The following is a 14389-nucleotide window of genomic DNA, read 5'->3' as shown; positions in this document are numbered from 1 at the left end:
TCAAGGGTAAACTGACCATTTAGATTTTCTATCGTACATTTGTTATAATAAATTATTGATTTGAGTACTTATTTAACAATATTAGGTTTTAATTCAGCTATTCCAACCATCAATACATCACCCACAGCCCAGCTGCTGGAAATGGAAGAAAGACTCTTCCTTATAGATTGTGGAGAAGGTACACAGGTACAGCTGAGAAAAGCAAAAGCAAGATTTTCAAAAATCAATCATATTTTTATTTCCCATCTTCATGGGGATCACTGTTTTGGGCTTCCGGGACTTATTGCCTCTTTCCGCCTTTTAGGAAGAGATACCCCGCTGCATGTCTATGGTCCAAAAGGCATTAAGAAGATGATGGAAACCATTTTCCAGATTACGGAAACACATCGTGGTTTTGAGGTAGTATATCATGAACTGGATAAAGATTATTCCGAAAAAATATATGAAGACAACAGAGTAGAAGTATTTACTATTCCGCTGGATCACAGGATTTACTGTAACGGTTATCTTTTTAAGGAAAAACCGAAAGAGAGGCATCTTAATATGAAAGAAATTGCTAAGTACAGCGAGATTGAAACTTGTGACTATCATAATATAAAAGCAGGAAAAGACTTTGTATTGAGCGATGGCTATGTTCTTAAAAACGAAATCCTGACCCTGGAACCTGCTCCTCCGGTATCCTATGCATTTTGCAGCGATACCCGTTACCTTGAGAGTATTATTCCGATTATTAAAAATGTTACCGTTTTGTATCATGAATCTACATTTTTACATGATTTGAAAGAAATGGCTGATTATACAGGACATACTACTGCATTGGAAGCAGCAACTATTGCTCAGAAAGCTCAGGTTGAAAAACTGATTTTAGGACATTTTTCCAACAGATATGGAGACCTGACCGTGTTTACCGATGAAGCAAGAAATATTTTTCCCAATACATTTTTACCGAAAGCATTGGAAAGTGTAAAGATTTAAAATGAATATGCTGAAATTTGAAGAACTCAGAGATTTTCTCAACGAAAAGGCAGATCAGTACAATGCTCCCAATTTTATTGAAAATGATCCCATACAGATTCCTCATCGTTTTTCTTTAAAACAGGACATTGAAATTGCAGGATTTCTGGCGGCCACAATTTCCTGGGGAAACAGAAAATCAATCATTAATTCTGCGGATAAAATGCTTGATATTATGGGCAATTCTCCCTATGATTTTGTGATGAATTATTCAGAAAAGGATTTGAAAGATATTCAGGATAAAAGTATTCACAGAACTTTCAATGGACAGGATTTTTCCTATTTCATCAGACAGTTCAACAGGATTTATAAAGAAAATGAAAGCCTGGAAAGCCTGTTTGAGGTAAAAGAATCGGAGAATAATTTTCTCCACGCCATAGAAAGATTCAGAAACGGATTTCTGGAAACAGAAAAACACAGAAGCCATAAACATATCAGTTCACCCTATAAAAACTCTTCTGCCAAAAGGATTATTATGTTTTTGCGGTGGATGGTGCGTAAAGATAAACGGGGTGTAGATTTTGGAATCTGGGAAAATATAGATCAGAAAAACCTTTCCATTCCTTTGGATGTGCATACCGGAAATATTTCCAGAAAATTGGGATTGGTTTTCAGAACACAGAACGACTGGAAGACAGTAGAAGAGCTGGATGTTGCCATTAGAAAATTTGATGAGACAGATCCTGCAAAATATGATTTTGCTTTGTTTGGATTAGGTGTTACCAAAGAACTGTTGTAAAAATATAAAGGATGAAAAAATATAACGAAAAAACAGAAGTTCTTGAAAAAATAGCGGACAGTATTACCTCGTGGATAGGGTCTATCCAGTCTTTGATTGTGCATACCCTGCTGTTTCTTACTTCGTTTTTGCTTCCGATGCTGCATATCATAGATTTTGATAAGATGCTTCTGATTCTTACTACAGTACTGTCTCTGGAAGCTATTTATCTGGCTATTTTTATCCAGATGTCAGTGAATAAAAGTCACGAGAAAATTGAAGACATCCAGGAAGATATTGAAGAAATCAGTGAAGATATTGAAGACATTCAGGAAGATATTGAGGAAATCAGTGAGGATATTGAAGAGATCAGCGAAGATATCGAAGAGATCAATGAAGATATAGAGGATATCCAGGAAGATATTGAAGAGATCAATGAAGAAGAGGAAGACGAAGATCACAATGAGAGAGCAAAAAATGTAATGTTGAGAAGCAATGTAACCTCCAATAAAAACGAAATAAAAGCTTTAAAAGACATTATCTCTCAGTTGCAAAATGAGATTGATCAACTGAAAAAAGAAGAATAACTGCCACTGAATGGTAGTAATGAATATAGGAACGGATCAATCACATTGATCCGTTTTTTTATAGGTAGATTTTTGTTCTAAGTGATTTACGGAAAACATAATAATAAGAAAAAAATATTGTGAATCTAGATGTTTAATTGAAAAATAGTAACATTAAAGACTGATTTGTTATTATTATTTTTGCTACATTTGAACAAATGAAATCAAAATGTTAATTTATAGATTAAAAAACTATTTTTTCCTTTTTTCCTTTCTATTGGCTTCTGTTTCTGTATTTTCTCAAACGAGACCAGTCAGAAAATCAGAAAAGATAAAGCCTTCTGCTGCCAGTCTTAGAGCTGGAGCATTCATAGATGTGAATGTACCCCCTTATTTACCATCAAATTATACACCTGAGCAACTGGTGAAAAATATTTTGATCAATGGTGGTACCAATTGTACAACAGCCAACGTTACCAATGTTACAGTATCTCCTAATCATGATGTGACCAACAGCAACAGATTTTGGGGATATTTTCATAAAGGAACAACAAGTTTTCCTTTTACTGATGGTATTGTCCTGACTACAGGATACGCTTCAGAAGCTGGTAATAACTATGTGTCAGCTGTTGGACAATCAGTAGGAACAGGAAGTGATGCTGACCTTGTAGCAGCTACTGGAGCCAACGTGAGTTTAACAGATGCTGTAGCACTTGAATTTGATTTTGTACCGAATTCCAACCAGGTAAAATTTAATTATATATTCGTTTCTGATGAATATACTTCCAACTATCCTTGTACAGGATATTCTGATGCCTTTGCATTATTATTAAAAAAAGTTGGGGACCCTACCTATACTAATCTGGCTGTACTTCCTGGAGGAGCCGGGCCTGTAAGTGCAACCAATATTGTTCCTGCAGGAAATGGATTCAGTTGTGGTCCTATCAATGCAGGTTATTTTGGTGCGTTGGCAAATCCGCATCTTGTTATTAATTATTTTGGAAGAACAACTCCTTTAACGGCTGTTGCAGATGTAATTCCTGGGCAGACCTATCACTTTAAAATGGTATTGGCAGATGCGAAGGACCCTTCCCATGACTCTGCTGTTTTCTTAGAAGGTGGATCTTTTGATGTCGGAATTAAAATTGTAGATGAAGCCGGAGCAGTGTTGCCAGGCAGCATCAACATGTGTGACAATACACCAAAGCAACTGAAAGCACAGGTAGCAGCCATTCCGGGAATGACTTATCAGTGGTATAAAGATGGAGTTGCCATTCCGGGAGCAACCAGCGCTATTTATATTGCTACTCAACCAGGAGTATATACTGTAAAAGTAATGGTTCCGGGTAACCAGTGCCCTAGTGAAGCAACCATTACCATTGTAGGAGGAACGAGCCCTACAGTGCAGAATGCTGTACTTAAGCTTTGTACAACCCCTACGCTCAGTACCTTTGATTTAGAAACGGCAAAACCTCTGATCAGTACAACGCAGGGAGCGGTATTCCGTTTTTATGCTAATCAAGCTGATGCACAGGCTCAAAATAACAGTAATATCACCAATCTGACAACCTACAATGGAACAGATGGACAGGTATTATACGTGCTGGTTTCCAATGGAGCTTTCTGTAGTAGAATAGCAACTTTAACTTTAAGAAAAGAAGAAACTCCTACAGCCTTACTTACAGCTCCTAGATTAAAAATCTGTGCAGGAGAGTCTCTGTTATTAACAGCTTCAGGTGGAGTAACGTACCAATGGAGTGACTCTGCAGCCACTACCGGTGGAATAAGAACTGTAAGTCCTACCCAGACAACAACATATACCGTATATGCTATCGGAGCACAAGGATGTAAATCTCTTCAGCCGGCGCGTATTACAATAGAAGTAGTACCAGCTATCATTTCAAACTTAAAAGGAGGACATATCTGCCAGGGAGATAAAATTATTCTGGATGCAGGTTCAGGGCCTGGATATACCTATCAGTGGAGTAGCGGTGAAACAAGTCAGAGTATCACTGTAGCAACTCCGGGAGAATATTCAGTAACAATCAGCAATGGAGTATGTTCTAAAGAGTTTAAAACAAAGGTTATTAAAGCGGTAATTCCTGAAGTGATAAAAGTGGATTACAATGATAAAGGAACAATGATTCTTACAGCAAGCAATCCAAGTAACGGTATTCTTGAATATTCAATAGACAACGGAGTTACATGGCAGGCTTCGAATGTATTTAACAATGTTCCTAAAAATAAAGTCATTGCTATCAGGGTGAGAGTTAAATTTACAAGCTGTGTAGGTTTCCTTGAATTCTTTACATTCGTTATGAAAAATGTAATTACTCCAAATGGCGATAATCTTAATGATATTATTGATTTCAGTGGAGTCATTAATTATAAGAATTTCAGCGGACAGGTTTTTGACCGATACGGAAGAGAAGTCTTCAAAGCTGAAAAGGTGAGGCCGTATTGGGATGGATATTTCCAGGGTAAAAAACTACCTACTTCCACATACTGGTATCAGGTAACCTTTGAAGATCCTGCGAGTAAAGAAGTTACAGTGAAAACAGGATGGATATTACTTAAAAATATAGAATAATTAGAACTATAATCGAAAGACTGACTATTTTGTCAGTCTTTTTTATTATATTAAAATAAATAGAGTTGATATTCTAACATAAATAAATTTGCGTTAGTAATAATGTAAATTGTGTTAACTTGAATTTCAATCAAAAAAAATAGTATTTTTGTTTAAAATAATATAAAATGTTAAATAGGAGGAGAGGAAATTTATTTTTAGCGTTATTTTTAGTTTTTATAGGAAACTTTATTTTGGCTCAAAATAGAGGAAGGGTAGGAATTGTGGCAAAACCCAGTGCTGCTTCTTTGAGAGCAGGTGCTTTTATAGACGTTAATGCACCAAGTTACCCGGAATCAGGCTATCCTATCACCCAGTTGGTAAAAGATGTCCTTATATCTGGAGGTACCTGTACAAATTCCAGTGTAAGCAACGTTACCGTATCTCCCAACTTACCTGCTACCAATCAGAACCGAAGCTGGGGATATTTTAATAAGTCAAATACCAATTTTCCATTTAGCAAAGGAATTATACTTTCAACCGGATATGCCAATAAAGCTGGGAATACTCTTCAGGGAACTTTAAGTGATGACCTTGGAACCGGAGGGGATGTAGATCTGGCGAATGCATTAGGAATTGCCAACTCTAACCTTAACAATGCTACCTCTATAGAATTTGACTTTGTGGCAGCTTCTACTGAAGTTACTTTCAGATATTTATTTGCTTCAAAAGAATATCAGCAAAACTTTCCATGTACCATCACTGATGGTTTTGCCTTGTTGTTAAAAAAGGCATCTGATCCTACTTATACCAATCTTGCAGTGCTTCCGGCAGGAGCAGGTCCTGTAAGTGTAACGAATATCCACCCACAGTATCAAAACTGTGGACCTAAAAATGAAGCCTATTACGGAGGTACCAATACCGCTCAGATCGAAACTAATTTTAACGGACGTACCATTCCTCTTACAGCAAAAGCAACTGTAATCCCGGGAGAAACGTATCATTTTAAAATCGTTCTTGCCGACTATCAGGACCCTAACTTTGATTCTGCCGTATTTTTGGAAGCAGGATCTTTCGATATTGGAGTGAAAATTTTGGATCCGGCTGGAGTACAGCTGCCTGCATCTGTCAATATGTGTGATAATACACCACAGACTTTTACAGCTTCTGTTCAGGGAGCTAATATAACCTATCAATGGTATTCGGGAACCAACCCGATTGCCGGTGCTACCAACGCCAGCTATACAGCAACCCAGCCAGGTGTATATACTGTTAAAGTTTATATTCAGGGAAATACCTGCCCGGGAGAAGCTACTATTACAGTAGTAGGTGGGACATCTCCTACTGTACAGAACGCTACATTAACGGCCTGTTATGTTGCCGGAAATGCTACATTTAATTTAACATCAGCACAAGCTTCAATAAGTACCACTCCGGGAGCTGTGTTTTCATATTATACTACATTGGCAGACGCTAATGCAGGAAATACAAATACCATTCCCACTCCAACAGCTCATCAGAGTGCAGGCGGAACGGTATATGTAAGAGTAGCAAACGGTTTCTGTGCTAAGGTAGCTCAACTGCAATTGGTAAAAGCACCACAAATGATCCCTACTATTGCTCCTCCAGCAGTACTTACCTGTGCTAACTCTCAGACTACACTGGATGCATCAGCTTCCGTTTATCCGGCAGGGGCTACATTTAACTGGACGACTACAGGAGGAAATATTGTTTCAGGAGGAACAAGTTTAAATCCAGTTATCAATGCTGCAGGAACCTATACTTTGACTATAACAAAAGTTTATCAGCCCGGGAATCTTAGCTGTACAGCTATAGGTAATGTAACTGTAACAGGGAATAGTGCTCCGCCAGTTACCGGACTTACTGCAAGTAAAATAAAAATCTGTAAAGGAGAATCTGCAACTCTTACCGCTTCGGGAGGTGCTACCTATAACTGGGGTAACGGCCTTACCGGAAACGGAAGCACACAGGTTGTTTCACCTACTGTTACTACTACTTATACTGTAACAGCAGTAGGCGCTAATGGCTGTGCGTCTCAAAACCCTGCCACCATAACAATTGAAGTATCAGAACCTTTTACAGCACAGAATGCAACACTGCATAAGTGTTATCAGCCAGGGTTAACTTATAATCTTACAGAATCACAACCTCAGATCACAACTACTGCAGGAGTTACTTTTACCTATTATGTAAACCAGGCTGACGCCAATGCTGCTAACGGAAACTTTATTGTAACACCTACAGCATATACGCCGCCCGGAGGAAGCCAGACAATTTATGTATTGGCAAGTAATGGAGGTTGCAGCTATGTAGTATCTCTGCAATTATTAAGCACGGCTCAAACTACTCTTACCATTGCTGCACCACAAACAATTACCTGTACAACACCTCAGATTACAATCAATGCATCAGCATCTGTTGTTCCTGCAGGATCTACAATTACATGGACTACAACCGGAGGAACTATCGTATCAGGAGGTAATACACTTACTCCTGTTGTAAGCGCTGGTGGAACGTATACTTTAACGGTTACTAATGTATCACAGCCAGGGAATTTGAGCTGTACCTTTACTTCAACGGTAACTGTACAGGAAGATAAAGTACAACCTGTTGCTGCTGTTGTTTCGTCAGTACCTCGTATTTGTATAGGAGAATCTGTAACATTAACAGCTTCTGGCGGAGTAACATATAATTGGGGCAATGGTATTACAGGAAATGGAAGTACTCAGGTTGTTTCACCTACAACAACAACGGTATATACTGTTTTTGCTGTTGGAGCTAACGGATGTATTTCTGCAACACCGGCATCAGTTACCGTTCAGGTAGGTCCGCCAATAGCAGGGCTTACGGCATCCAAATTAAAAATTTGTGAAGGAGAATCTGTGACACTGACTGCTACAGGAGGGATTACTTATAACTGGGTAGGACTTACGGGAAATGGAAATACGCAGGTCGTTACTCCTACCGTAACAACAGAATATTCAGTATTTGCATTGGGAGGAAACGGATGTAGCTCTGTGAATCCTGCTAAAGTAACCATTGAAGTAGTTCCGGCAATTGTTTCTACATTGAAAGATGTATTTGTTTGTGCTGGAGATAAAGGAACTCTTGACGCAGGTCCGGGACCAAATTATACTTACTTATGGAATACAGGAGCAACTACTCAGACGATAACAACTAACGTTGCAGGTGCTTATTCTGTAATAATCAGTAATGGAGTCTGTTCCAAAACATTCTCTGCTCAGCTGATTAATCCTGATCTGCCGCAGTTTACTAATGTTGTATATGATAATCATATTCTTACCCTTACAGCAAGTAACCCGACAGGAGGAGTTTTGGAATATTCAATAGACGGAGGACTGACATGGCAGTCATCAAATGTATTTACCGGTATTTTAAATAATACCACGTATACTCTGATGGTAAGGGTGAAAGGTGCAAAATGCGGTACTTCATTGGATTATTTCACATTCATTATCAGCAATGCCATTACTCCCAATATGGATGGTGTAAATGATACTATAGATTTCACAGGAATAAGTGGATACAAAGATTTTGCAGCTTCCATTTTTGACAGATACGGAGCAGAAGTATTCAAAGCTGGAAAAGGGGATGTTATTTGGAAAGGATCTTTAAAAGGAATCAACCTTCCTACCGGCACATATTGGTATAGGGTACAGTGGGAAAACCCAGCCAGTAAGAAAATGGAACAACGTTCAGGCTGGATTCTCTTAAAGAACAGAAACTAGATATTATTAAAATAGAAAATAAACAACAAAATCTTTCAGCAATGAAAGATTTTGTTGTTTTATAAAGTAAACGTTGTCACGTTTTGTGAATTATTTAAAATAGAGGATAAATATGTTAAAACAATTTGTAACACGATGCTACCATATTATTTATGGTTTGTACGAATAGGGATTGATTAACGAAAATTTGCTTTAAAAGGTTTATAATTTGTTTTTTTGCAGTAAAAAATATAAATATGTATGTGAGATGTTTAAAAAAAAATTAAATTTGTTGAAACAAAAATATTATGAGAAGATATCTACCGCTTTGTTTATTTTTTTTAGTCATCTCGACTTTTTTATTTTCACAAAATCTGCCCCCCAGGAAACATGCAAAGGAAACCCCTTCAGCATTATCCAGAAGGGCTGGAGCTTTTATTGATGTAAATGCTCCGCAGTATCCTGAAACAAGTTACACGATAGAGAAAATGGTAAAAGATGTATTGATCTCATCCGGAACCAATACCTGCCTGACTCCGAATGTAAGTAATGTGCAGATTACTCCTAATCATGCTGCAAGTGATGCCAACAGAGCATGGGGGTATTTCCATAAAGCTACAACCAATTTCCCTTTCAAAGATGGGCTTATCCTTTCTACAGGTTATGCGAGAAGAGCAGGTAACACTTTTGAAGGAGGACTGAGTGATGTCAACGGTGGAGGTTCAGATGCTGATCTGGCACAGGTGATTGGAGTAGTGGAAAGCAGATTGAATGATGCTGTTCTTCTGGAATTTGACTTCGTTCCAACAACAAGTCAGATTAAATTTAACTATTTGATTGCTTCCGAAGAATATACAGGTTCATTCCCATGTACCTTTGCAGATGCATTTGCGATCTTATTGAGACCTACTTCGGGAGGACCTTATGTGAATATGGCTGTACTTCCCGGAGGAGCAGGACCTGTAAGTATTACCAATATTCACCCTGCAGTACCAGGAAGTTGTGGTGCGGTAAATGAACAATATTTTGCTGGATATAACACTGGTAACGTGGAAACCAATTTTGAAGGAAGAACAATTCCTTTGACAGCTACAGCAACTGTAGTAGCAGGACAGCAATACCACTTCAAAATGGTAATTGCCGATTACAGTGACCACAGTTATGACTCTGCAGTATTTCTGGAAGGAGGATCTTTCAATATTGGAGTAGATCTTTTAGACCCTGCAGGAACCAAATTACCTTCTGATATCAACGTGTGTGATAATGTACCTCAGGTAATCACTGCTTCTATAAATGATCCTAACCTTGTATATCAGTGGTATTATAATGGAGCACCTGTTCCTAATGCTACTACCAATACTATTACTGCCATACAACCTGGTACCTATACTATCGAAGTAAGTGTTCCGGGGAATCCATGTCCGGGTAAAGCGACTATTCAGATTCACGGAGGAACAACTCCTCAGGCCCAGGATGCAACCTTATTGCTTTGTACCACACCGGATATTACTACTTTTGATTTAAGTACTATTATGCCGACAATAAGCCCAACACCTGGAGCGATCTTTAAATTCTACGTAAATCAGGCTGATGCTATTGCACAGAACAATAATTATATTCAGACTCCATTGAACTATAATGGTAATGACGGTCAGATCCTTTATGTTGTAGTTTCCAACGGAGCTTTCTGTAGTAAAATGGTAGAACTGAAATTACTGAAAGAAGTAACTCCAACTGCTAAAGTAAAAGCTTCCAGAATAAAAATCTGTCCGGGAGAATCTGTAACCCTTACTGCTGAAGGTGGAGATACTTACCTGTGGAGCAACTTCATGGGAACAGGAAATATGCAGACTGTTACTTTATATCAGACAACTACATTCACAGTATATGCTATTGGAGCAAAAGGTTGTAAATCTCTTAATCCGGCAACAATAAGAATCGAAGTTACTCCGGAAATCACTTCACCATTAAAAGATGTTGAAATGTGTATTGGTGATAAAGTGACTCTTGATGCGGGTGCAGGACAAGGCTTTAAGTACCTTTGGAGTACAGGTGCAACAACACAGAAAATTGATGTAGACCAATGGGGAATCTATTCTGTAGAAGTTGATAACGGAATTTGTAAGAAAGTTTTCGAAGCTAAAGTAATGGGTGCAGCTACTCCTTTTGTGACTGGATTAAATTATGAAAGCATTAAGAAAACAGTAACGATCATGGCTGAAAACCCTCCAATGAATAATATGCCAAGTACTTTGGAGTATTCTATTGACAACGGAATCAGCTGGCAGGATTCAAACGTGTTTACCAGCCTTTTAGACAATACAAACTATACAGTTTTGGTAAGAAGAGTAGGTACACATTGTGTGGGATCTCTTGAATTCTTTACATTGCAAATCAATAATATTATTACTCCAAACGAAGACGGAATCAATGATGTACTGGATCTTAAAGCTCTTGGAGACTTTAAAAACTTTACAGGTTCTGTGTATGACAGATATGGAGTGGAAATGTTCAGATTCTCAAAAGAAAATCCTATCTGGAATGGTACAGTGGGAGGTAAGAGACTTCCTACAGCAACATACTGGTATAAGTTCAATTTTGAGTATCCAAAATCAAAAGCTCAGATGAACTGGTCAGGATGGATCATGCTGAAAAACAGAAATTAGAATTGATAATGTAATATAAAAGAAAGCCTTTCAAATGTATTTTGAAAGGCTTTCTACTTTTTTAGGAATAAAGGTCGTTATGGGTATTTCAACAAAAAAGCTCCGTTATCAGGAGCTTTTATTTTTGCGTTTATTGATTTTCTTTCCAGAGATTGGCGAAGTTGATAAAATCTGTTACACTAAGTTCTTCCGCTCTTTTATCTAAAAACTCATGGCCTTTTAAAGCTTCGGGAATATTTAAAGATTTCAGTGCATTAGACAATTTTTTTCTTCTTTGGTTGAATCCTGTTTTTACAATCTGTTTAAAGAGAATTTCGTTGCCTGCAAGACCTTCCTTAGGATTTCTTGTAATACGGATTACTCCGGATTTTACTTTTGGTGGCGGATTGAAGACATTCTCATGTACTGTAAACATATAAGATACATCATAATAAGCCTGGATCAGGACAGAAAGTATACCGTAATCTTTAGTTCTCGGAACGGCAGCGGTTCTCTCAGCTACCTCTTTCTGAAACATTCCTACCATTTCTGGAATCAGTTCATAATGATCTACAATTTTAAATAAGATCTGCGATGAGATATTATACGGGAAATTACCAATGATGGCAATCTGATCATCTTTGATAAAACTGAAGTCCTGTTTCAGGAAGTCTCCCACAAAAGTATCTTCAGTAACCTTTGTATAATTTTTTTTCAGGTATTCGATAGACTCTGTATCAATCTCTGCAAGGTAAATGTTCTGATCCTTTTCAAGAAGATATTTGGTAAGAACTCCCATTCCGGGGCCTACTTCCATGATGTTATTATAGTTCTCAAAACTAAGACCTTCTACGATTTTTCTTGCGATGTTTTCATCTGTCAGGAAGTGCTGCCCAAGATGTTTTTTTGCTTTTACACTCAAGGTTTTTTATGATTTTATTAACAATGATTTTCTTTATTTCGTCCCAAATTTCGGAAGATTTTTTCTATTTTAGCCAAAAATTTTAATATTAATGGCTAAATCTGTAGATGAATTTAATAAGAAAAGGCTTCGGTCCAGCAATATTACAGTAGTGATAAGTATTGCCTTAGTGTTATTTTTGTTAGGATTAATGGGGCTTATTTTAATTAATGCCCAGAAGTATTCTGACTATATCAAAGAACAGTTGGTGGTGAACGCCTACTTTGATGAAAATTATGATGCTAAAGATTCTGTAAAAATTGCAAAACTGGAGGAAGAAACTTTTAAAAAGGTACAGACATTAGGTCCAGTAAAAAAAGCAACCTATATTTCAAGAGACATGGCTGCAAAAGAAGCCAAGAAAAGTATGGGAATTGACAGTGATGCATTGTTTGAAGAAAATATTTTCCCTTCTTCTATTGAAGTTGCTTTAAAACCGGAATTCGTAGATCCGGCAAAAATTGATGAAGCGATCAAAGAAATCAAATCTGTTCCCGGTATTATCGATGTTAAAAATGACAGTACTTTGATGGTAGATGTTTACAATAACCTGAGCAGAATCTTAAAGTGGATCTTTGGATTTTCAATTCTGTTCCTGGTATTGGCTGTTGTATTGATCAACAACTCTATCCGTCTGAAAATATTCTCGAAGAGATTTATTATTAAAACAATGCAGCTGGTAGGAGCGAAAAGAAGATTTATTCTTAAACCTTTCATCATAGAAGCGATCATTTTAGGAGCTATTGGTTCCGTAATTGGTCTTATTGCTTTAGGTGGGGTTTGGTATTATTTCACAAGCCAGATTGGTTCTGCTTTCGTACAGGACAACAATCAGTACTTCTGGTTAGTGATCTTGGTACTGGGAGTAGGAGTCTTTATCTCTGTCTTAAGTACAATTTTCGCTACATGGAGATTCTTAAAATCAAACGTTGACGATTTATATTACTCTTAACAATGAGCAAAAAAACAAATAAATTTTCCGCTTCAGACTTTGGACATGAGGCTGAAGTAGCACAGGAAAACGCTTTCTATTTCGGACCGCAGAATTTCAAGTGGATGCTGATAGGGCTGGCATTTATTGTCGTAGGATTTCTACTGATGATGGGACCCGATGCCAATACGGTAGATGGTAAGTTTGACCCGAACTCATGGAATGACGATATCTTTTCTTTCAGACGAATCAGAATAGCACCTCTCTTTGTTGTTATTGGGTTTGTAATAGAAGTATATGCTATCTTAAAAAGAAAATAAATAAATTTTTATATTTTGAGATTAAGAGATTAAGAAATTGAGAGTCCTGTATTCTGAATTTCCGGATCTCTTAATCTTTTAATTTTTTAAAAGAATATGGATTTAATCAAAGCAATTATTATTGCCATTGTAGAAGGGTTGACAGAATATCTTCCAATTTCTTCTACTGCACACATGGGATTTACGGCCAACCTTATGGGGCTTGAAGAAACAGAATTTTTAAAAATGTTTCAGGTATCCATTCAGTTTGGAGCTATTTTATCAGTCGTAGTGGCTTACTGGAAAAAGTTTTTTGACTTAAATAATATTCAGTTCTATTTTAAACTCGCTTTTGCTGTAGTTCCAGCATTGGTTTTGGGCTATTTATTCGATGATAAAATTGAAGCTGTTCTTGGAAATCAAATCGCTATTTCTTCGGTGTTGGTTTTGGGTGGCGTTATTTTACTTTTTGCTGACAAATGGTTTAAGAATCCTAAAATAGATGACGAAAAAGGAATTACGATAAGAAAAGCAGTGACTATTGGTTTCTGGCAATGTCTTGCAATGATGCCGGGAACGAGCCGTAGTGCGGCTTCTATCATTGGAGGAATGACTCAGGGACTTACCAGAAAAGCAGCTGCAGAATTCTCTTTCTTCCTGGCGGTACCTACGATGCTGGCAGTAACGGTTTACTCGGTTTTTGTTAAAACCTGGGGAAAAGAAACTGCAAATCCGCAGAAAGGATATGAAATGATTATGGCTTCACAGGATCACATTATGATCTTTGTGGTAGGTAATGTTGTCGCATTTATTGTAGCACTTATCGCTATCAAAGCATTCATTGGAGTGCTTAACAAATATGGATTTAAACCTTGGGGCTGGTACCGTATTTTTGTTGGAGTTGCTCTGTTGATTTATTTTTATTTCTTTAAATAGG

The 14389-nt window shown here is 37.5% G+C and carries 10 protein-coding genes; 9 read left to right on the top strand and 1 reads right to left on the bottom strand.

From position 1 onward, the window contains the following. Positions 1 to 60: 60 nt before the first annotated feature. The 6 genes from GFU89_RS16530 to GFU89_RS16505 all read left to right on the top strand — a co-directional run bounded on the left by GFU89_RS16530 (position 61) and on the right by GFU89_RS16505 (position 11282). Complete coding sequence (locus GFU89_RS16530) at positions 61 to 975, top strand: ribonuclease Z (protein ID WP_318848180.1); 915 nt, start codon at positions 61 to 63, stop codon at positions 973 to 975. Between the two features lie 7 nt (positions 976 to 982). Continuing rightward, positions 983 to 1753 carry a TIGR02757 family protein gene (locus GFU89_RS16525; protein WP_413228600.1) on the top strand — a complete coding sequence of 257 codons (771 nt, stop codon included), beginning with the start codon at positions 983 to 985 and terminating at the stop codon, positions 1751 to 1753. 11 nt (positions 1754 to 1764) lie between these two features. Beyond that, on the top strand, positions 1765 to 2319 hold the full coding sequence (locus tag GFU89_RS16520; protein ID WP_318848179.1) for a DUF1003 domain-containing protein: 555 nt from the start codon (positions 1765 to 1767) through the stop codon (positions 2317 to 2319). A gap of 208 nt (positions 2320 to 2527) precedes the next feature. Next, positions 2528 to 4888, top strand: coding sequence for a choice-of-anchor L domain-containing protein (locus tag GFU89_RS16515; protein WP_318848178.1), 2361 nt, complete (start codon positions 2528 to 2530; stop codon positions 4886 to 4888). Between the two features lie 167 nt (positions 4889 to 5055). Continuing rightward, the gene (locus tag GFU89_RS16510) at positions 5056 to 8637 is read left to right on the top strand and encodes a choice-of-anchor L domain-containing protein (RefSeq protein WP_318848177.1); all 3582 of its coding nucleotides are present in this window, start codon (positions 5056 to 5058) and stop codon (positions 8635 to 8637) included. A gap of 287 nt (positions 8638 to 8924) precedes the next feature. Then, a complete protein-coding gene (locus GFU89_RS16505) occupies positions 8925 to 11282 on the top strand; it encodes a choice-of-anchor L domain-containing protein (protein ID WP_318848176.1) in 2358 nt (785 codons plus the stop codon). Positions 11283 to 11412: 130 nt separating this feature from the next. Here the strand turns inward: GFU89_RS16505 and rsmA are convergent, their stop codons facing one another. Next, positions 11413 to 12183 (bottom strand): 16S rRNA (adenine(1518)-N(6)/adenine(1519)-N(6))-dimethyltransferase RsmA, encoded by a 771-nt coding sequence (gene rsmA, locus GFU89_RS16500; protein WP_318848175.1) that lies wholly within the window; start codon positions 12181 to 12183, stop codon positions 11413 to 11415. Positions 12184 to 12274: 91 nt separating this feature from the next. Between rsmA and GFU89_RS16495 the strand changes: the two genes are divergently transcribed. The 3 genes from GFU89_RS16495 to GFU89_RS16485 all read left to right on the top strand — a co-directional run bounded on the left by GFU89_RS16495 (position 12275) and on the right by GFU89_RS16485 (position 14388). Beyond that, a complete protein-coding gene (locus GFU89_RS16495) occupies positions 12275 to 13174 on the top strand; it encodes a cell division protein FtsX (RefSeq protein ID WP_318848174.1) in 900 nt (299 codons plus the stop codon). A gap of 2 nt (positions 13175 to 13176) precedes the next feature. Next, positions 13177 to 13473: a DUF3098 domain-containing protein gene (locus GFU89_RS16490; protein WP_318848173.1), complete on the top strand. Its 297-nt coding sequence runs from the start codon at positions 13177 to 13179 to the stop codon at positions 13471 to 13473. Between the two features lie 96 nt (positions 13474 to 13569). Next, positions 13570 to 14388 (top strand): undecaprenyl-diphosphate phosphatase, encoded by an 819-nt coding sequence (locus GFU89_RS16485; protein ID WP_318848172.1) that lies wholly within the window; start codon positions 13570 to 13572, stop codon positions 14386 to 14388. Position 14389 lies beyond the last annotated feature (1 nt).

This window comes from Chryseobacterium sp. JV558, from assembly GCF_033712365.1.
Classification (GTDB): domain Bacteria; phylum Bacteroidota; class Bacteroidia; order Flavobacteriales; family Weeksellaceae; genus Chryseobacterium.
The sequence above is the reverse complement of the archived record's forward strand: the minus strand, read 5'-3'. Positions and strand labels throughout refer to the sequence as shown.